Origin of the sequence: Ensifer sp. (genome assembly GCF_035999135.1) — a bacterium.
Classification (GTDB): Bacteria; Pseudomonadota; Alphaproteobacteria; order Rhizobiales; family Rhizobiaceae; genus Ensifer.
In genome coordinates this window covers 60952-80874 of sequence record NZ_DASYGZ010000103.1, presented here as the reverse complement: position 1 = coordinate 80874, position 19923 = coordinate 60952, and the positions used below count along the sequence as shown (strand labels likewise).

Sequence of the window (19923 nt, the reverse complement as noted above, 5' to 3'; positions counted from 1 at the left end):
AGGTCAGGCACCAAGCCGAGGAGGATGTCATGGACGACACGCTCATCCTGAAGCGCCCCGACAGCCAGAAAGCGTTCGCACCGATGAACCGGTACGAGATCGCCGAAAGACCTGAGCGCAAGCGCGGGCGGCTGGCGCTGTCGGCCCTGTTCCTCGGCGCGCTCGGGGCCGTGGTCGGCAGCAAGGACGGGGAAAGCGAGCCGGTGAACGATGGCCGGGCGCGCGAGCCTGCCGGCCCTCACCAACCGACCGACGGTGCGCCCGACATGTCCGGCGCAGTCGACGCAATCGAGAATGCCGCCGCCTACATCCAGGGCCTGCTGCAGGACCTCGCCTTTCCCGAGGATGTCCTGTCGACCCGGCTCGGGCGCCTGCGGTCCTCCGTGCGGCTCGCCTTCGACGATGGCATGCCCGGCACCGATTTCGTCGACGAGCGGCCGTTCAAGACGAGCACCCGGCCCGCCAATGACAACAATCTGCTCACCTTTGATTTCCCCGGACTGACCTCGATCGGCGGTGCGCCGCCGGCGCCTCCCGGCATCGACGATGAGGACGACGACGATGACGATGACGATGATGGCGGTTCCAACGGCCCTGATCCGGATGACGACGGCGATGATGACGACGACGACAACGGCAATGCGCGCAGCAACCGCCTGCCTGTCGTCACCGGTCGCAACGCGCTCGCCAACGGCCTGATGAACCTCTCAGCCGTCATCCTGCTGGATGACCTGCTCGCCAACACGATCGATCCCGACGGCGACCGGCTCTCGATCGCCAACCTGACGGTCTCCTCCGGTTCGATCCGTTCCTATGGCAATGACATGTGGCTCTATACGCCGGACCGCGGGGTTCTCGGTGATATCACCTTCACCTATTCGGTCACGGACGGCGCCGGTCGCGCGGTCAACGGCGCGCTGATGACGCTGCTCGACTGGCCGGCGCGAGAAATGCGGGGAACGGAGGGCGACGACGTGATGCTCGGCACGCCGCAGCCCGACATCATTGCAGCCCTTGGCGGCGACGACATCGTCTACGGCCGCGAGTCCGACGACATCATCCTCGGCGGCACGGGCGACGACACGTTGATCGGCGGCGACGGCAACGACACGCTTTATGGCGAGGCCGGAAACGATCGGCTGTTTGGCGGCAGCGGCAACGACATCCTGTTCGGCGGCGATGGCAACGACCACCTCTACGGGGAAGATGGCAATGACATCCTCATTGGCGAAGCGGGCGACGACTATCTGTCCGGCGGCCATGGCGACGACCGGCTGTTCGGCGAAACCGGCAACGACAGTCTCGACGGGGACGCCGGCGACGACCTCGTCGACGGTGGCGAGGGTGACGATCGGCTGACGGGAGGATCGGGCGACGACACGGTGCTCGCCGGAGCCGGCAACGACACGATCGTGACAGGCCCAACCGCGGAAGAAGCCCGCAACGATGCCGCACCGGCCAGCGATGGCAACGACCATTATGCCGGTGGCGAGGGTGAAGACACGCTCGATGCCAGTGGCAGTACGGCCGCCATCGTCGTCGATCTCAATGCCGGCACGGCAACCGGTGAAGAGATCGGATCGGACACGATCGACAGCATCGAGAACGTCATTGCAGGTTCGGGTGACGACCACCTCTCTGGCAACGCAGCCGACAACACGCTGATCGGCAACGACGGCAACGATGTCATCTCCGGCAATGCAGGCGACGACACGCTCGTCGGCGGCAACGGCAACGATGTCGTCTCGGGAGGCGCCGGCAACGACACCGTCGTGGTCGTCGCGTTCGAGCGAAGCGACGATGAAGACGACGACGGCGACGACGTCTATAGCGGCGGCGATGGCATCGACACGCTGGACCTTTCGGCGCTGGTGCAGGCGGTTCTGGCCGACATGGAGGCCGGGATCGCCGAAGGCGAGGAAATCGGCGAAGACCGCATCGACGGTTTCGAGATCATCGTCGGAGGTCGCGGCGACGACCGCATCTCGGGCAGCCGGGACGACGACATGCTGTTCGGCGGACTCGGAGACGACCGCCTGCGCGGACGGGACGGTGACGATGTGCTGGTGGGGGGCGCCGGCGACGACGAGTTGAAGGGCGAGGACGGCGACGATGCGTTCGTGGTCGTCGTGGTGTCCGGCTCTGACGACGGCGATGATACGATCGACGGCGGCGACGGTGTCGATCGCTACGACGCATCAGCGACCACGCAGGCGATCGTGATCGACCTGGACCACGGCATCGCCACCGGCGTCGAGATCGGCACCGACATGCTGGATTCCATCGAGGCTGCGGTCAGCGGCAAAGGTGACGATGTCATCGTTGCGAGCGACGCCGTCAACTTTCTGGCAGGTGGCGCCGGCGCCGACATCTTTGTCTTCCGCAGCCTCTCAGCCCTTGCCAATGGCGGCATGGGGCGGGACGAGATCCGCGACTTTCAGGTCGGCGATCGCATCGACCTGTCGAAGATCGCCGAAGCGATCGGCGGCCTCGCCTTCGTACCGTTCGACGACGATGGCAGCCCGTCGCCCGTGAACCGCATCACCTTCTATCACGAGACGTTCAGCGGGACGGAACGCACCGTGGTGCGGGCGATCGTCGATCTCGAGCGCGACGAGGATCTCGAGTTCCTGATTGCCGGACGCCATGCCCTCAGCGAGCAGGACTTCATCCTTGCCGCGCTCGACGGCGCAGCGGAGCAGGCAAGGGACACCGTGTAGGCGGCCGCAGTGCAGCCTCTTCGCATCGACCACATTCATTCAAGTGAAAATCGGGCATTCAAGCAAAATCGGGGAAGAAAACGATGAGCAACACCGACGACAAGAACCCGGCCAAGTCCGCCAGCCGCACCGGCAAGGATGCCACGCATTTCGGCATCACCTCGCGTGTGGTCGTTTCCGCGGTATTTGCCGCCACGCTGGTTTTCGGTGTTGGCGGCTGGGCCGCCCACGCGCGCCTTTCGGGCGCCGTCATCGCCCAAGGGCAGATCGCCATTTCGCAGCAGGTCAAGCTCATCCAGCACCGCGACGGCGGCATCGTCTCGGAGATCACGGTGCGCAACGGCGACCGCGTCAGGAAGGGTGACGTTCTCGTTCGTCTCGACGAGACGCAGACCAGGGTGGAACTGGCGATCGTGCGCGGCCAGCTGCAACAGTTCCACGCCATGCGCGCGCGGCTCAAGGCCGAACGCGACGGCGAAAGCTCGGTCTCCTTCGATGGGTTCGATGTCGGCGAGGTGCTGAAGGTCAGCGAACTGAAGCTGTTTGAGGCGAACCGCCGCATGATCGCCAGCCAGGAAGATCAGCTGCGCCTGCAAATCGACCAGCTGGAAGAACAGATCGGCGGCCTCAAGGCGCAGGCCGGCTCAAGCGACGCCGAGAAGGAAATCGTCGAAAAGGAGATCGCCAAGCTTGAGACCTTGCTGAAGAGCGGTCTTGTGCCGGTCTCCGAGCACCGCGATCTCTTGCGCCAGATGGTTCGCATCGACGGCACGAAAGGCGAGCTCGTGGCCCGGATCGCGGAAGCGGTCGGCCAGATCAGCGAGTTGCGGATCAAGCTGATGGCGATCGACCAGACCACCCGCAAGGAAACCCAGACCCAGATCGTCGGCATCGAGGCGAAGATCGCCGAACTCAGCGAGCGCGAGGTCGCGGCCCGGGACCGGCTGGCGCGCATGGACGTGCGCGCCCCTGTCGACGGCCTCGTCTACGACCTGCAGGTCCACACCATCGGCGGCATCATCGCGCCCGGCGCTAGCGTGATGTCGGTCGTGCCCGAAGACGACGACATGACGGTCGAGATCCGCATCCCGCCGATCGATGTCGATCGTGTCGCTCCGGGCCAGCCGAGCCGGCTGCGCTTTACGACCTTCAACCAGCGAACGACGCCAGAGCTCATGGGTGAAGTTGCCGTGGTCGCTGCGGCAACCACGCTCGACAGGGCCACAGGGCAGCCCTACTACCTCGCAACGATCAACATCGCCGAGCCGGTGGAAAATCTCGGCAAGCAGAAGCTCATCCCTGGGATGCCGGTGGAAGTCTACGTCCAGACCGACGAACGCACCGCCATTTCCTATCTGACAAAACCCTTCACCGACCAGATGCTGAGGGCATTCAGGGAGGAGTGAGAGGCAAGTGCCCGGGCAAGCCCGGGCACCCGTTGGCTGATCTTATCGCGAATTGACGATCCAGAAATCCTGCCAGTCCTGCAGCTTGGCAAAGTCGCTCTTCGACGTCTCGGAGTGCGGGACATGCAGCTGGTGCAGGACGTCGATCACACCGGAAGCTTCCTCCTTCGGGATCTTGGCCTCCTGGTTGGACGAGATCTTGCCGTCGGCGAGCTGCGGCGCCATGCCCTCTTCCGTCATCATGAAGTGGACGAACAGCTTGGCCGCATTCGGGTGTTTCGTGCCCGACGCAATCACCGCCACCCGCGGCGTCAACTGACCGACCCAGGGCTTCAGATCGGTGCAGATGCCCATACCGTAGCCGTTCTTCTTCGCGTCGCGGAAGATGGCCGAGCTCAGGAAGCCCATGAACGGTTTTTCCTGCCCGGCCGCCCCGATGATCGGACCGACATCGGTGTCGCTGCGGGTCACGCTCGGCTTGTTCTTGGCAAGGCCCTTGACCCACTCGGCGGTGGCGCTCGCCTCCTTGGTCTCCAGCGGCTTGCCGAAGTAGGCCTCATAGGCCTTGCGCATCGCCTCGTCGTCGTGGGTTTCGATCTGGTTGAACCAGAACATCGTCTCGTTGCGCAGCAACGGATCCGGAATGGCGACACGGCCCTTCCACTCCTCGGTCGTCAGCGCCCAGACGTTGTCGATCGGGCATTTGTCGCCGTGCACATCGGTGTTGTAGGCCCAGACCCAGGGGTTGAGGCTGGTGATGGCAGGCGTCTGGTACTGCGCCGGCACGACGGTCTTCAGATCCGGCGGCATCCAGCTGACGCCCGCGCCCTGCGCGATGATCTCCTCGGTGACCGACGGCAGGTTGCTCATGTTGAAGACGTCGGAGCGAACGCTGCCGGCGGTGGCTTCGCGCACGATCACCTGCTGCTGGTCCTGGCCGCTCAGCTTCACGCCGGTCGCCTGGATGCCGTACTTCGCTGTGAAATTCTCCGCCATCGAGACGATCTTGCCGGTCGCGTCGACGACGGTGATCGGACCTTCCTTCTTGGCCGCCTCGATCAGCGCCTCCAGCGAGTAGTCGGCATCGGCGATGCCGATCTCGGCTGCATCCTGCGCTGCAGCGGGAGCGGCAAGCGCCACCAGCGACACGCCGGCCAGAATGGCGCGACGGACGCTCTGGGACAGGCTACCTTCATGTATTGACAGCATTTTTTCCTCCTTGGTCAATTGCTCTGTCGGTAATGGGTGGGGTGCGGTCAGGCGGCGATCCGCCTGCCTTCGATATCGAAGACGTGCAGATGCTGCGGCTCGACGTGGAAGAAGACGCTTTCGCCGCGAACGGCCTCAGGCAATTCGCCGGCGATGGCGAAGAAGCGCTCGCCTTCGACCGAGAGCTCGACGATCCAGCTTCCGCCGGTCGGCACCACCTCGACGATCCGGGCCTCCCGGCCGCCATCGACGCTTGCGCGCGACAGGCGCACGGATTCGGGGCGGATGCCGACGGAACCGACCGTCTGCTGCAACGCCTTTTGTGCCAGAGAGCCGCGCATCCAGTCGACCAGCGCCCCGGATCGCTCCTTGCCCAACTCGATGATGTTGATCGGCAGGTTGCCGACGAACTCGGCAACAAAGCGGTTGGCCGGGCGGTCGTAGATATCGTCGGGGGTGCCGAGCTGCTGCAATTCGCCCTCGCTCATGACGGCGATCGTGGTTGCGAGCGTCATCGCCTCCCATTGGTCATGGGTAACGAAAACGATGGTGGAGCCCAGTTCCTGATGGATCCGCTTCAGCTCCGCCCGCATGTCGAGACGCAGCTTGGCGTCGAGGTTCGACAACGGTTCGTCAAGCAGGATGACGTCCGGCTTCAGCGCCAGCATGCGGGCCAACGCCACGCGCTGCTGCTGCCCGCCGGACAGCTGCGACGGCAGACGTGTGCGGTAGCGGGCAATGGCGAGCTTTTCGAGGACTTCGCCGATGATCGCTTCGCGCTCGGGCTTGGCGACCTTGCGCAGTTTCAGGCCGAACTCGACATTCTGCTCGACCGTCATGTGCGGCCACAGCGCGTAATTCTGGAAGACGAGCCCCATGCCGCGCTTTTCGGCGGGCACATAAACGCCGTCCTCGACCGACACGATGGTGCGGTCGCCGAGCTGGATCTGGCCCGCTGTCGGATGTTCGAGGCCCGCGATCATGCGCAGCGTCGTCGTCTTGCCGCAGCCGGACGGCCCGAGAAGGCAGAGAAAATCGGACTGCGGAATTTCGATGTTGAGCCGTTCGACGGCGGCCTGTGCCGTGTTGCCGTAGCTCTTCCTGACATCGCGGATGCTGATGCTTGACATTATTTGCCTCCCAAACCGTCGGACAATTTGCTTTTTGTGAGTTTCTGGACGATCAGCGTGCCGCCGAAGGCGATGATGCAGATCATCAGCACCACGGCGTTGGCCGCCTGGCTGTAGCCGTAGTCGACAAGCCTCAGCGCGTAGGTCGTCAACACGTCCGTTCCGGGGACTGCGAGTACCACCACGAGGCTCAATCCCTTGATCCCGGAAATGAAGGGCAGCAGGATTCCGGTGACAAGCGCGCCCTTCTGGATCGGCACGACAACCGAGGTGAGCCGCCGGAACCACCCGGCGCCGGCGATCCGTGCCGCCTCCTCCGGGTCGCGCCCGAGCTGCATCATCGCGGAGATGCCGGAGCGCGAGGCAAAGGGCATCTGGTCGGCAAGGATCGCCAGCACCAGGATGATCGGTGTGCCGTAGAGGGCGGGCACCGGACCGCGCTGGACCGCGAACATCGACAGATAGGCGGCGGCAAAGGCTATTCCCGGCACGAGATATGGCAGGAACGTCACCTGTCTCAGGAACGTCGAGATCATCGTCGACGACGTGCGGGTGACGGCATAGCCGACGAGCAGGCCGAGGAAACCGGCGCCGAGGGCGGCCGAACCGACGATCCAGAGCGTGTTCCAGGTCGCCTGCCAGAACTCCGGCGTCAACAGGATGCCCTGCTTCAGCGCCGTGGTGCCGACATCGGACCCGATCCAGTAGGCGAGCGTGAAATTGTCGAGCGTGAACACGCCGGGCGACTTCATCACCGTGGTCAGGGCCAGCGCCAGAAGCGGAATGACGGCGCTGACGAGGAACACCAGCATGGCAAGGCCTGCTGCGGGAAACCTGTAGCCGCGCAGCGGCGTCGTGCGGTTCATCGAGCCCTTGGAGCCGATGACGGCGAAGCGGCGCGCTTCCTTCAGGAGATACATGTCGAGCATGATCGAGATGGTGCCGAGCACGACGATGGTGAGCGCGATGATCGCCCCCATGCCGGTCTGGCTGGTGGAGATGGCGCGAAACAGCGAGGTCGCAAGCACATCGAAGCCGACTGGGACGCCGAGGATATAGGCGACGCCGAAGTCGCCGAGGCACTTGGCAAAGATCAGCGTGCAGGCGGAAACCAGCGACGGCAGCATCAAGGGCAGGATGATCTTGCGGGCGATCACGCCGTTTCCGGCGCCGATGATGCGGGCCGAATCCTCAAGCGTGGAATCGAACTGGCGCAGCGCATTGCCGAAAAGAAGGATGACGAACGGCGTATAGTGCAGCGCCAGGATGACGGTGATCGGGACGGCGCCATAGGCAAGCCAGTCCGGCGGGGAAAAACCGAGCGCCTCCATCCAGCTCGGCTGTCCGCCGGTGGTCCTGTTCTTGAAGAGCGTCAGCCACGCAAGCGCAAAGGTCCAGGACGGCAGCATGTAGGGGATGATCAGCACCGTGGCGAACCACGACTTGCCCGGCAGGTCGGTGCGGCTGATCAGCCAGGCCATCGGTATGCCCACGGCCAGGGCGACCACGATCGCGCCGAGCGCGATCGTCGCGGTGTGAAGCAGCGGCAGCCAGAATACGTCTCTCGCGATCACCGACAGGAAGACGCGGTTGAAGTAGTAGAGCGTCGCCTCGCCCATCGACTGGCCGGATCGAGCCTGATCGGCGAACTGGACGAAGAAGGCGTCCGAAAGCAGAAGCAGGATCGGAGCGGCGATCAGATAGGCGAAAAGCACGACGAGGCCGACGCCCACCATCGTGGTCGGGTCCTGATTGTGGACCCTGTAGTTGTAGAGCGCTTTGCCAAAGTTTCGCATTGCAATCCCGTGGGTTGGAAACCGCGCCGAAAGCGTCGGGCGGTTGGGCCCGGGGCGGCGGAGACGTGGTGATCGGTGGGCGCGCGACCGCTCCTGCGCGTTGAGCGCATCGGCATCAGATCGTGCATTTGGAAGGAGTCAGAAGGGGGAAGCGCCGGCCTTGTCGATAACCTCGCGCACGCTTGCCCAATCGCGATCGTAGCGGATCGGCAGGAAGCGCTCGTCGCCGTGAAACTCGCTCTTCATTTCCGCGGTGAATTCGAACTTAAAGAAACACCGCTTCATCTTCTCGACCAGCGGTGGCGCAAGGTCATGCGCATAGGCAAAGGACGACGTCGGAAAGCTGCCGCTGGTAAAAATGACGCGCAGGTCTTCGCGCTTGACCATGCGCCGTTCGATCAGGCGCTCCAACACGTCGGACGCGACCGCCGCCATGTCGTAGTCGCCCGAGATGACGCCGAGGATGGATTTGTCATGGCCACCGGACATGATCGGCGCGTAGTCCTTGCCCGGGCTCAGGCCTTCGCCGGGGAAAAGCACGCGCGGTGCGAGATGGCCGGAGTTTGAATACGCCGACGCGTGCGCGACGCGCCGCCCCTTGAGATCGACAAGCGATTTGAAGGGCGAATCCGCCCGCACGATCGCGATCAGATTGTAGCCGCGCACCGCGTTGCCGATGCCTTTGGCGGCAAAGGGTACGGCGCCGGCGCGATTGACCGCCTCGACCGTCGGCCCGGTGGAGAAGCCCGCCAGGTGCAGGCGTCCGGACCGCATCGCTTCGATCTCGGCCTTGCTCGACTGCACCGGGTAATAAACGATCTGGCGGCCGAGACAGGCCTCAAGATGGGTGGTGAAGACCTTGAACAGGCTGGCATAGACGGCAGGCTCCTCGATCGGAGCGTAAGCCCACACCAACGTTTGCGGGTCCCGCCATTCGGCAGGATCGGTCGGGGCATCCGCGACGAAATCCCTGTCCACGTCGCAGTAGCGCTCGTCGAGAGCGGCACTTGTCTTGCAACCGGCTTTCGCCGCTATCGCATCAGGCAACAGCAGCGCGCACGCCAATGCGAGGCCGGCTAGAAACAGCCTGTGCGCGTTCATGTCCACCCCTCCCCGAAGCTCCGCTCTCCCGGCGAAAGCTTCATAGTTCTCATCTGCTTTCCATCTGTGTATGGGAGTATCACTGTCACAATCCTGTCACCTGGACACGCGATGCGCATTCTCCTGATCGAAGACACCCCGGACATCGCCTTCGCCATTTCCATGCGACTGGAAAAGGAAGGCTACGAGGTCACGACCGCGTTCGATGGCGCGGAAGGCGAGCGGCTTGCCCTCAACGCCTCCCACGATCTGGTGATCCTCGACATCAACCTGCCGAAGCGCGACGGGTTCGCCATCCTGAGCGCCATGCGCCAGGGCGGGCTGACACGCCCCGTCATCGTCATCACCGCCCGCAACCAGGTCGCCGACAAGGTCGACCTGCTCGAATTAGGCGCTGACGACTATCTGGTCAAACCTTTCGACCTGCATGAGCTCGTCGCGCGCATCAGGGCCGTCTCTCGTCGGCACCTGGGTGCTGCCCAATCTGTCCTTCGCCTGGGTTCGATCGCAATCGACCTTTCAGCGCGCGCCGTGACGCTCAGGGGCCAGCCGATCGATCTCGGTCGCCGCGAATTCGACGTGCTGGAAGCCTTGGCGACCCGCGCCGGCTCCACCGTCAACAAGGAGCAACTGGTCGTGAAGCTCTTCGGCTACGAAGATACCGGAACGCCGAATGCCGTCGAGCTTCTGGTCTCGCGCGTGCGCCGCAAGCTCGAGGACTGTGACATCGAGATCGTCACCCATCGCGGCGTCGGCTACATGCTGCGCCAGCGAAACGAAAGCGGGACAAGCGGTGCGGTCTGACTATTCGATCGAACGGCGCATCCTCTTCAGCGGCGCTGCCCTGCTCATCATCATCGGGTTCTTCCTGTTCTGGCTGGTGCGCTGGAATGCGCACAACGCGGCCGAAGAGGCCTTCGACCGGGTGCTGGGTGCTGCAGCGCTTTCAATTGCCGACACCGTGTCGATCGAAGACGGAACCTTGAGCGTCGACCTGCCGCATTCGGCCTTCGCGATCCTCGGCACGTCCCGGCTCAATCGCATCTTCTACCGGGTGGCCGCACCCGACGGAACGATCATCACCGGTTCGCCGATCCTCGGCCTGGAGATCCCGCACGGAACCGGGCCGCAACTGCGGCTGGCCGACAGCGCCTACAGGGGCGAGCGGATCCGCATCGCCGCCGTCGCCCGCTACAGCACCGATGCCGCAGGCGGCGGCTGGGTCGATGTTCTCGTCGGCGAGACACGCGAGGCACGCGATCAGCTAGGACTGCAGCTGACCTTCAATGCCGCCCTTCCCGCGATCGCCGTTTCGGTCCTGGCGTTCCTGTTGATCTGGCTTGCGGTTCGCCAGGCCTTCGCACCGCTCAGAACGGTCGAGACCGATCTGCGCCACCGCGCCTCGTCTGACCTCAGCCCGGTCTCGGGCCCGGTGCCAAGGGAGGTGAGTGCGCTGATCTCCGCGCTCAACGAGTTCATGGGCCGGCTCGATTCGGTGCTCGTCGGCCTGAAGAGCGTGACGGCCGATGCCGCCCATCAGCTGCGCACACCCTTGACGGCGCTGCGCGCCCTTGCAGAGCTTTCGGTCGACGAAGTGCCCGAGGGCAGGCTGCGCGACATGCTCCGGCGCATTCATGCAAATTCGGTCGATGCCAGCGTTCTCGCCAATCAGCTGCTGTCGGATGCAAGCACGCTTCATGGACTGGAATCGCGTGTGCGCGAGACCTTCGACACGCGGCAGGTCGTCCGGGACACCGTCAGGCGCCTGCAGGCGGAGGGCTCCTATCCCAACCTCGACACCACCCTGACGCTCAGCCTGCCGGAGGAGGCGGTGGAGATCGAGGCGGAAGCCGTCAGCCTGCACGAAATGATGCGCAACATCGTCGAAAACGCGCTTGTCCACGCCCCGGGAGAAATCGACATCGCGGTGACCGCCACGAACGGAATCGTCCGTATCGTCGTGTCCGACCGTGGTCCCGGGGTGCCGGCAGAAATGCGCAGTCAGGTGTTCGAACGCTTTGCGCGCGCCAACAGCAGCAAGCCCGGCTCAGGGCTGGGTCTTGCCATTGCCAGGACGGTCACCGAGGCGATGGGCGGCGGCATCAGCCTCGAGGATCGGCCAGGCGGTGGCCTGTCGGTCGTGGTCTGCCTGCCGCAACATGGAGCCACAGCATGATCGCCCGCTTCGCCCTCGCGCTCCTAACAGCGGTTACGGTCGGATCGGCCCTGGCGCACGCAGCGCCCGAACGCCTGACAATCGTCGGGGTTGACGCGCGGCCGACGGTGGAGCCGCTGCTCGAGGCGCTTGAGGCCGACATGCCGCACACACAGGCCGAATACAGTGAGGCCCGGCCGAGCCAGATCATTTCCCGGTTGCTGGCAGGCGTTGACGGCGCCGAGCCGATCGACGTGCTCATCCTGCCGACCCCGGATCTCGCGGTCTACCTCGCCAACGAGGGAAGTGCGTCGCGATATCCGGCCTCGGCCATCAAGCACCGGCCGCGTGAGCATGCCCACTGGCGCGGCGAAGTCTTCAGCATCGGCTACGATCCGGCCGTTTTCGTTGTTCGCAAAGGCGCGATAGCGCCGATCGATGTTCCGCGCACGCGCACCGGGCTCGCCCGCACGCTGGAGCAAAACCGGACCCGCTTGCTGCGCCGGGTCGGACTGGTGAACATCGGCATCGACAATGTCAGCTACGCCTTCGCGTCGCAGGAGGCACTCAGATCACCCCTCTTCTGGCGCATATCCCGGGCTGTCGGCGCCGCGCAGGCGCGGATATTCGACAGCAATGAAGAGCTGTTGCAAGCGCTCTCGCAAGGTCGCGTCGACCTTGCCTACAATGTGCCCCTGTCCGCTGCCCGAAAGTGGGCGAGCGAAAACCCGTCCATCGAGATCGTCATCCCCGAGGACTACGTGCTCGCCCTGCCCTGGACGGCTCTGATACCGGAGAAGGCCCGAAACCGGCCGACCGCCGGCGACGTGGTCGATTTCCTGCTTTCCGAGCGAGCCAAAAGCGCGCTGGAAAAGGTCGGGCTGACCAGATCGCAGGATCTGGCAACCATGAAGAACGTCCAGTTCATCGAGCTCGGGCCCGAATTGCTCGTCTATCTCGACGCCGTCAAGCGCAGCCGATTTCTCGACACATGGTTCCAGCTCGTCATCCAGGACTAGCGGACAACGCCGGGGCAAAGAACCTCAGGTCCGCCCCTTATCGCGCCAGCTTGGCCAAACCCTTGGCAAGGATGAGCCCCGTCGGCCGGCCGGTCGGGGAGCCGCCTGCCTGTTCCAGCGTCAATTCATAGAGCTGGCTGTCGTGCGGGGCTGGCAGGACCGGTCCATCCAGGCGCACGGATCGTCCATTGTCGATCAGGCCAAGCGACACCGGCCCCATCTCACGAGACGGCAGGGTCCAGACCTGGATCGTCTTTCCAGCCGGAACGTCAAGATCGACCAGCAAGCGCACGGTCGCCTTCTCGTTTCCGAAATCTTCAATGATCGCCTGGACCTCCCCTTTGTCGTCGACCAGAACGGCGACGACCAGCGGCTCGACCGCCCTCATCAGGCTGAAGGCAAGCCCGAGCGCCAGGATCACGGACGCCGCGATGGCGGCGATCGCGGTTGCCCGCCAGCCATTCCTGCGGTTGTCGTTTGCCGACGGCTCGGGGACACTTGCCGTTGTCCCGACCCCGGTTGGCAGTGAGGCCTCGATCTGGCTCCAGAAACCTGGGCGCACAGGCAGAGCCTCGGCGCCCTCGTCCAACGGCAGGAACCGTTCGCGGCTGGCGGCGATCGCCGCCCTCAGTCCGGGCTCGCGCTCCATATCGGCCTCGACCGCGCTTGCCTCGGCCGCGTCCAGCAAACCCAGGACATATTCGTCGGCAAGCGTTGCCAGATCCGTTCGCCCGACCGTCATGCCATGCACTCCCGAAGCGCAGCAAGCCCGCGCCTGATCCAGGATTTCGCCGTTCCGAGCGGGACGCGCAGCCGACCGGCGATCTCGCCGTGGGAATAGCCTGACACATAGGCCATCAGGATGCCGTGGCGCTTCGTTTCGTCCAGTGCCGCAAGGCAGTGGTAAAGGCGGGAATGGCGATCGAGCTTATGCCATGCAGCCATGACCGCATCCACCTGCTCGCTCTCACGCAATACATCCACGTCCTCGACGCTGAACTCGCGCCTGCTGTCGCGCAGGAGATTGAGGGCGCGGTTGCGGACGATCGCGTAGATCCAGCCGCGCGCGGAACCGCGATCCGGACTGTACTGATGGGCATGCGTCCAGATGCGGATGAAGCTCTCCTGCACGACCTCCTCCGCGAGATCCCGTCGCCGGACGATGCGCTCGGCAATCGCAACCAGTCTGCTTGCCTCCCGGTCGAAGATGGATCGCAGCGCATTCTTGTCTCCGTTGGCGCAAGCGGCAAGTGCGCTCGCCAGATCGTCCGGAACGGAGCTCATCAGCATTCAAACTCTCCCCTCAGGCACGCCAAACGCGAGCATTCCGTCTCTATACGCGCCAGCCGGCTCGCCAGATGCGGGCTCGTCATTTTTTCATGCGCGTGCATCCAGACGGGCGTCCGTGGGGTCTTCAAGGGTGGGAAGTCACCGGCAAGCTGCCGCGACTTCCAATTGAACCAACGCACGGGAGACAGACATGAGACCCATTTGCTTCGCTCTGATCGCATCGGCCGCATTTGCGGCGACCGCCAGCGCCACCCTTGCCGCCCCGGTCCTCGGCCTCACCGGAGACAAGACGCTCGTCATGTTCGATACCGAAAAGCCCGCTGCCGCCAGGACGATGGAGGTGACCGGCGTCGACCGGCTGGTCGGCATCGATTACCGCCCCGGCACAAAAACCGTCATCGGCGTCACGCCCGATCATGCCATCGTCGCGATCGACCTTGAGACGGGCGCGGCGACACAGGTTGCCAAGATGGACAAGATGCTGACGATGACAGAGGCCCCGGTCGTGGTCGATTTCAACCCGATGGCCGATCGCCTGCGTTTCATGACGGGCACGACCAACCATCGCGTCCATCCGGACACGGGTGCCGTCACCGTCGATGGCGCGCTCGCCTTCGAGGACGGCGATATGCACAAGGGCGAGGCCCCGAACATTGTCGCTGCCGGCTACACCAACTCGATCGGCAAGCCGGAAAAGACGGCGATGTACAACATTGACGCCACGATTGGCGCGCTCATCCAGCAGACCAAGCCGAATGACGGCACGCTGAAGGCGATCGGCAAGCTCGGCCTCAAGACCATGCCGGCAGTCTTTGCCTTCGACATCCAGGGTATGGAAGGCGGCAAGAACAATGCGTACCTCGTCGCCGACAAGGTGCTTTACACCGTCGATCTGGAAAGCGGGGTCGCGACCGAGATCGGCGCCATCACCGGATTGGAAACAGATGTGCGCGACATCGCCGTCCTTCCGGTAATGTAACGCAAGCGAAGGCTGGCGGGGCGCCCGAGCCCCGCCTTTGTGCCTATGGCCGGGTCGTCATTTGTCGCGATGGCCAGGTGACGGCGCCACCTGCGAAGGCGGCAAGCCGAACGGCGATCGGTTGGCGCGGCAGTCGGAACATGCGAACTCACACTTGCGTCTCCCGACCAGATTTCCATCGCGCAAGGTCGATGCGAGATTTCCCCCTTCGGGAGCCGACAATCGGGAGAGAGGGCCGCATGCCTGGCGCCCGGTTCCACGTCGATCTCCGTTGCCAAAAAAACATGGAATTCTGCCGCCCGTGGCTGATCCAGACGTTGGTCCGCAACGTAGAGAAACGATCTCCTCCGTCGCCGTGAGGCGATCCTTGTCGGTTCTGGCCCAGCTTTGAGGTGATCATGCCAAACAACCCGCAAACCAAGGCACCCAATGACATGGATATCCATGTTGGCAGCCGCATCCGACTAAGGCGAGCGATCATGGGGGTGAGCCAGGTGACCCTGGCGAAGGGACTCGGCGTGAGCTTCCAACAGGTTCAGAAGTACGAACAAGGTCACAATCGCGTCGGATCGAGCCGGCTTCAGGCGATCGCCGACAACCTTTGTGTTCCCGTTGCCTGGTTTTTCGAGGAAGGACCCGGTGCACCGTCCCGGGCGCAAGGTTCCAAGGTCGGGCCCGAAGGAGAAACCGCGCGTTTCCTGGGCTCTGCCGAGGGACTGGCTCTCAATTGCGCGTTTGTGCGGATTCCTGATCCCAAGCTTCGAACCAAAATCGTTTACCTGGTTGAGGCGCTTGCGAATGAGGCTGTGGAGTGACGAGGTGATCGGCCAGGTGGCGCCATGTCTCCCGGCTTGAGGCAGACCAGGCTCTGCCGGTGGGGTCGCAATCAACGAATGCGACCCGCTCCGAACCGTTCAGACCTTCGGTTGCTCGTGTGTCGCACAATGAATGCCACCGCCAAGTCGACCAAGGGCGTCGATATCCAGCGTGACGATCTCTCGACCCGGGTAGAGCTCGGCGAGAACCGCCGCCGCCTCGGCGTCCGCGGCGCGGTCGCCGAATTCAGCGGCAATCACGCCGCCGTTGCAGACGTAATAGTTGACGTAGGATGACACGAAGTCGGCGCTTTTCACGCGAACATCGACCGGATCGGGCAGGATGACCAGTTTCAGTCGCTTGCCGTTCGCATCCGTGGCGGCGGCCAGACGGTCGTGTGTCTGGAACGCCGCTGCGGACCAGGGATCATCGGGATCCACCTCTTCTCCCATCTGGATCAGGACGACTCCGGGCTCGACAAACCGGGCAAGCGCGTCGATGTGATAGTCGGTAATGTCGGCGCCCTTAATGCCCGGAGACCAGATGACCTTGTCTGCTCCCATCGCCTCAAGCAGCATCGTCTCGATCTCCTGCCTGGAGCCCTTGTTGCGGTTGCGGTTGATCCAGCTGCTTTCGTGCGCGATCAGCGTCCCGTGACCGTCCGTTTCGACCCCGCCGGCTTCACCCACCAGGCCGTTGTCGAATTGCCGCAGTCCCAGATGCTCGGCAACGCGGGCCGCGATCTTTCCGTCATTGCGATGGACCTGCTTGCCGCCCCAGCCGTTGAAGTTGAACTGGGTGATCGCCAAGCCGCCCTTGCCGTTGACCACGAAGGACGGACCGGAATCGCGGCACCACAGATCTTCGGTCGGAATGTTCCAGATCTCGACGGACTGCCCCAGAAGCTTACGCGCGTCTGACTGGTGACGTTGGTCCATCAGCATGACCACAGGCTCGAATTCGGAGATCGCGTTGGCAATGCTGGCGATGCAACGTTGCGTTTCCGCGAGCAGACGCGTGTCGCCGCCGTAAACGGAAGGGCTCACGGGCCATTGCATGAACGTCCGCTCATGGGCGGCCGCCTCGTCAGGGTAGTAGTAGCCGGCGGACGCTGCCGTCTCGCCGGCGGCCGCCGCTTTTTTGAACCATCCCAAACCCGCCATTGCGCCTAACCCCATCGCTTGTCTACGCGTGATCATGTACCAACCTCTATCGATCATTTGCCAGAACGCCTGAAAACCCGAAGCACCGTCAGCACGCTGAAAGCCGCGACGATCAGCAGCGTTGATGCTGCATTGATTTCCGGCGTCACACCGAGGCGGATCTGGCTATAAAGCCGCATCGGAAGCGTTGTCGCGCCTGGCCCCGTCGTGAACGACGAAATGACGAGATCGTCGAACGACAGGACGAAGGCGAGCGCCCAGGCGCTCAGCACCGACGGCATGATCAGCGGCAATGTTACCCGCCGAAAAATCGTCAGCGGCTTTGCGTAAAGATCCGCCGCCGCCTGCTCGAGCGTTGCGTCGAAATCGACCAGCCGGGCCTGGATCGCAATTGCGACATAGGAAAGGCAAAAGGTCGTGTGGGCCAGAAACAGCGTGAAGAAACCACGCGGCAAACCCAACGCGACGAACAGAAGAAGCAGCGACAGCCCGATGACCATGGACGGCATGATCATCGGCGCCAGAAGCAGAAATCCGAAAAGCCCCCTGCCCCGGAACGCCTTGAAGCGGACCATCGCATAGGCGGCGGGAATGCCGAGAAGTGTCGCCGCAGAGGCCGAGAGAGCCGCGAGCTGGAAGGATAGCCACGCCGATGCGAGAAGCTGCTCGTTGGCGAAAAGCACGCCATACCAGTGGAGTGAGAAACCGCCCCAGAGCGTCGCCAGCCGGTTTGCGTTGAAGCTGTAGAGAATGACGAGAATGAGCGGCACGTAGGTGAAGGTCAGGCCAAACCCGACCGACAACCGGTTGATCCAGGAAAACCGGCGGCCGGCGGCCATGCCCGCTCCCGTCGCCTGCAGGACCGCATCGCGCGCCTGCACGCGCTGCAGCCAAATGATCGGCAAAGCGAGGATGATCAGCATGCCGATCGCGATCGCGGCAGACAGCGTCCAGTCCCGGTTGTTGAAGAACTCGGTCCAGAGCGTCTTGCCGATCATGGCGGAATCGGCGCGGCCGAGGAGATCGGGAATGACGAACTCGCCGATCACCGGAATGAAGATCAAGAGACAACCGGCAAGGACCCCCGGCATCGACAGCGGCACGGTGACGACAAAGAAGGCGCGCATCGCCGACGATCCGAGATCCCGTGCGGCTTCCAGCAGGCTGTCGTCTATCTTGTCGAGCGTCGCATAGAGCGGCAGCACCATGAACGGCAGATAGGAATAGACAATGCCGATCTGGACGGCGGCACTTGTGTTCAAAAGGGCAAGTTGACCAGCGTCCAGCCCGATGATCTGGCCGACGCCATCAAGGAACCCGTTCGGCTTCAGAATGGTGATCCAGGCGTAGATCCTGACCAGAAAACTCGTCCAGAAGGGCAGGACGACCAGAGCCAGGAGGAACGGCTGCCAGCTGCGCGGAGCGCGTGTCAGGCCATAGGCCATCGGATAGGCGACAAGCAGCGTCAGCATGGTGCCGAGTGCCGCCATCTGAAGTGAGTAGACATACGAGTGCAGGTAGAACCCGTCGGATATCAGAGTTTGAAAGTTCCCGAGATCCAGTTTCTGCAGGAAGGTCAGAAGGCCGGACCAGCCTTTCGAGAGATCGAGCTGCGGAGCGTAAGGCGGTCTCGCCCGCGCCTGGTCCGAGAGGCTGATCTTGAGAATGAAGACGAAGGGAAATGCAAAAAGCGCCAGCAGCCAAATATAGGGCACACCGATCACAAGGCGCCTGGACAGACGGCGTTGCACCAAGCCTGCTCCAACCACTATTCGATGCCTTTGGCGCGGTTCCAGGCGCGATCCCACAGTTTGACGACGTCGTCGGACTTGACGTTGGGAAGGTGGAACTTCGTCCTTGCTTCCGCAGTGGGGTAGTAGTTCGGATTGTTGCGTATGGCGGCGTCGACGAGCGGCAGGGCGGCCGCGTTGGCGGTGGAAAATCCGGTCTCATTCGCAGACTTGGCAGCGATCTCGGGACGCAGGAAAAAGTTGATGAAGGCATGCGCTCCGTCGGGATCGGGCGCATCGGCAGGGATTGTCAGCGTATCGAACCAGACAAGGTTTCCTTCCTTCGGAAGCCGGTATTCGACCGTGTAGGCCTTGCCGGCCTCCTTTGCCCGATTGGTCGCAACCAGCATGTCGCCCGAATAGCCAAGAGCGACGCAAAGATCGCCGGCGGCCAGCCCCGCCACGTAACTTGAGCCGTGGAACTGCCGCACATAGGGGCGCACGGCCGCAATCACCGCGACAGCCTTTGCGAGATCATCGGGATTTTCGGTGTCGGGGTTGAGCCCGAGATAGATCAGCGCGCTCCCGAGCACCTGCTCGGAATCATCCAGCATCGCGATGCCGCAATCCGCGAACCTGGCGGCGATCGCCGGATCGAAGATCATGCTCCAGCTATCGACGGGGGCGTCCGGCATTCTCGCCTTGACCATGTCGACATTGTAGCCGATGCCGGTCGTGCCCCACATCCAGGGCACCGCATGCTTGTTGCCGGGATCGACCTTCGCGAGCGTCGCCATCAGTCCCGGATCCATGTTGACGGCGTTCGGAAGCTTGGCCAGATCAAGCTCGGCCCAGATCCCCAGCGGCAGCTGCCGCGCCAGATGCGGCACAAGGTTTGGGGTGACGACGTCGTAGCCCGAATCCCCGGCCAGAATGCGGGTCTCGACCATGTCGTTTGAATCGAAGACGTCGTAGATCACCTTGTGGCCGGTTTCGCGCTCGAACTCCGCGATCGAGTCGGCGCTGAAATAGGCCTCCCAGGAAAACAGGCGTACGTCATCTGCGGCGGCCGCAGTCAGCGAGACGGCGGTGGAGAGGATCGCTGTGAGATATGTTAGTCTCCACATTCGCTGTTTTCCTCCGATTACCGTCGCAGCGGGCGCGTGAACAGATCAGGCAGACCCGGACTGGCCTCGCCGACGACCCGCCCCGCATAAGGGTTTCTTCTGTCGTCGCGCCGCGGCCAAACCTGATCATCGGGTGAACTATCCCGCTCTTGTTGTCGCCTCGACAGTCCCCCTTCCGGGTGACTTTACCTGTCGGCGCTAGCCGCACGTCCCGACACAAGACGGCATCGACAACGCCGCCAACGGGGCGATGATCAGGGTCCGGCGATCCGCGCCAGAGTT

Annotated in this window: 16 protein-coding genes; 7 read left to right on the top strand and 9 right to left on the bottom strand. The window is 63.5% G+C overall.

Features of this window, described 5'->3' with window-relative positions:
* Positions 1-29 precede the first annotated feature (29 nt).
* Positions 30-2720, top strand: a complete 2691-nt coding sequence (locus VGO12_RS12625; protein ID WP_327513102.1) for a calcium-binding protein — start codon at positions 30-32, stop codon at positions 2718-2720.
* Between the two features lie 83 nt (positions 2721-2803).
* Positions 2804-4126 carry an HlyD family type I secretion periplasmic adaptor subunit gene (locus VGO12_RS12620; protein ID WP_327513101.1) on the top strand — a complete coding sequence of 441 codons (1323 nt, stop codon included), beginning with the start codon at positions 2804-2806 and terminating at the stop codon, positions 4124-4126.
* A 42-nt stretch (positions 4127-4168) separates the two neighbouring features.
* Here the strand turns inward: VGO12_RS12620 and VGO12_RS12615 are convergent, their stop codons facing one another.
* The 4 genes from VGO12_RS12615 to phnD all read right to left on the bottom strand — a co-directional run bounded on the left by VGO12_RS12615 (position 4169) and on the right by phnD (position 9362).
* A complete protein-coding gene (locus VGO12_RS12615) occupies positions 4169-5335 on the bottom strand; it encodes an ABC transporter substrate-binding protein (protein ID WP_327513100.1) in 1167 nt (388 codons plus the stop codon).
* A gap of 47 nt (positions 5336-5382) precedes the next feature.
* Positions 5383-6465: an ABC transporter ATP-binding protein gene (locus VGO12_RS12610; RefSeq protein ID WP_327513099.1), complete on the bottom strand. Its 1083-nt coding sequence runs from the start codon at positions 6463-6465 to the stop codon at positions 5383-5385.
* Positions 6465-8261 (bottom strand): iron ABC transporter permease, encoded by a 1797-nt coding sequence (locus tag VGO12_RS12605; RefSeq protein WP_327513098.1) that lies wholly within the window; start codon positions 8259-8261, stop codon positions 6465-6467. The genes VGO12_RS12610 and VGO12_RS12605 overlap by 1 nt, the downstream gene beginning before the upstream one ends.
* A gap of 138 nt (positions 8262-8399) precedes the next feature.
* Entirely contained in the window at positions 8400-9362 is a 963-nt protein-coding gene (gene phnD / locus VGO12_RS12600; protein WP_327513097.1) for a phosphate/phosphite/phosphonate ABC transporter substrate-binding protein, read from the bottom strand.
* Between the two features lie 111 nt (positions 9363-9473).
* Between phnD and VGO12_RS12595 the strand changes: the two genes are divergently transcribed.
* From VGO12_RS12595 to VGO12_RS12585, 3 genes are read left to right on the top strand one after another with little or no spacing between them, the layout of a single operon-like run.
* Positions 9474-10166: a response regulator transcription factor gene (locus VGO12_RS12595; RefSeq protein WP_327513096.1), complete on the top strand. Its 693-nt coding sequence runs from the start codon at positions 9474-9476 to the stop codon at positions 10164-10166.
* Positions 10156-11538, top strand: coding sequence for a sensor histidine kinase (locus VGO12_RS12590; RefSeq protein WP_327513095.1), 1383 nt, complete (start codon positions 10156-10158; stop codon positions 11536-11538). The genes VGO12_RS12595 and VGO12_RS12590 overlap by 11 nt, the downstream gene beginning before the upstream one ends.
* The gene (locus VGO12_RS12585; RefSeq protein WP_327513094.1) at positions 11535-12536 is read left to right on the top strand and encodes an ABC transporter substrate-binding protein; all 1002 of its coding nucleotides are present in this window, start codon (positions 11535-11537) and stop codon (positions 12534-12536) included. Before VGO12_RS12590 ends, VGO12_RS12585 begins: the two co-directional genes overlap by 4 nt.
* A gap of 37 nt (positions 12537-12573) precedes the next feature.
* Here the strand turns inward: VGO12_RS12585 and VGO12_RS12580 are convergent, their stop codons facing one another.
* Both VGO12_RS12580 and VGO12_RS12575 read right to left on the bottom strand, forming a co-directional pair.
* Positions 12574-13278, bottom strand: coding sequence for an anti-sigma factor (locus VGO12_RS12580; protein WP_327513093.1), 705 nt, complete (start codon positions 13276-13278; stop codon positions 12574-12576).
* Positions 13275-13826 (bottom strand): sigma-70 family RNA polymerase sigma factor, encoded by a 552-nt coding sequence (locus VGO12_RS12575; RefSeq protein ID WP_327513092.1) that lies wholly within the window; start codon positions 13824-13826, stop codon positions 13275-13277. Before VGO12_RS12575 ends, VGO12_RS12580 begins: the two co-directional genes overlap by 4 nt.
* A 190-nt stretch (positions 13827-14016) precedes the next feature.
* On the opposite strand from VGO12_RS12575, the gene VGO12_RS12570 reads away from it, so the two are divergent.
* Entirely contained in the window at positions 14017-14805 is a 789-nt protein-coding gene (locus VGO12_RS12570) for a DUF4394 domain-containing protein (RefSeq protein WP_327513091.1), read from the top strand.
* Between the two features lie 398 nt (positions 14806-15203).
* Positions 15204-15620 (top strand): helix-turn-helix transcriptional regulator, encoded by a 417-nt coding sequence (locus tag VGO12_RS12565; RefSeq protein WP_327513090.1) that lies wholly within the window; start codon positions 15204-15206, stop codon positions 15618-15620.
* 99 nt (positions 15621-15719) lie between these two features.
* On the opposite strand, the gene VGO12_RS12560 is transcribed toward VGO12_RS12565, so the two are convergent.
* Genes VGO12_RS12560 through VGO12_RS12550 form a run of 3 tightly spaced genes read right to left on the bottom strand, consistent with a single transcriptional unit; the run spans position 15720 to position 19641 of the window.
* The gene (locus tag VGO12_RS12560) at positions 15720-16784 is read right to left on the bottom strand and encodes an agmatine deiminase family protein (RefSeq protein ID WP_327513089.1); all 1065 of its coding nucleotides are present in this window, start codon (positions 16782-16784) and stop codon (positions 15720-15722) included.
* 53 nt (positions 16785-16837) lie between these two features.
* The gene (locus tag VGO12_RS12555; RefSeq protein WP_327513088.1) at positions 16838-18535 is read right to left on the bottom strand and encodes an ABC transporter permease subunit; all 1698 of its coding nucleotides are present in this window, start codon (positions 18533-18535) and stop codon (positions 16838-16840) included.
* Between the two features lie 17 nt (positions 18536-18552).
* On the bottom strand, positions 18553-19641 hold the full coding sequence (locus VGO12_RS12550; RefSeq protein ID WP_327513087.1) for an extracellular solute-binding protein: 1089 nt from the start codon (positions 19639-19641) through the stop codon (positions 18553-18555).
* Positions 19642-19923 lie beyond the last annotated feature (282 nt).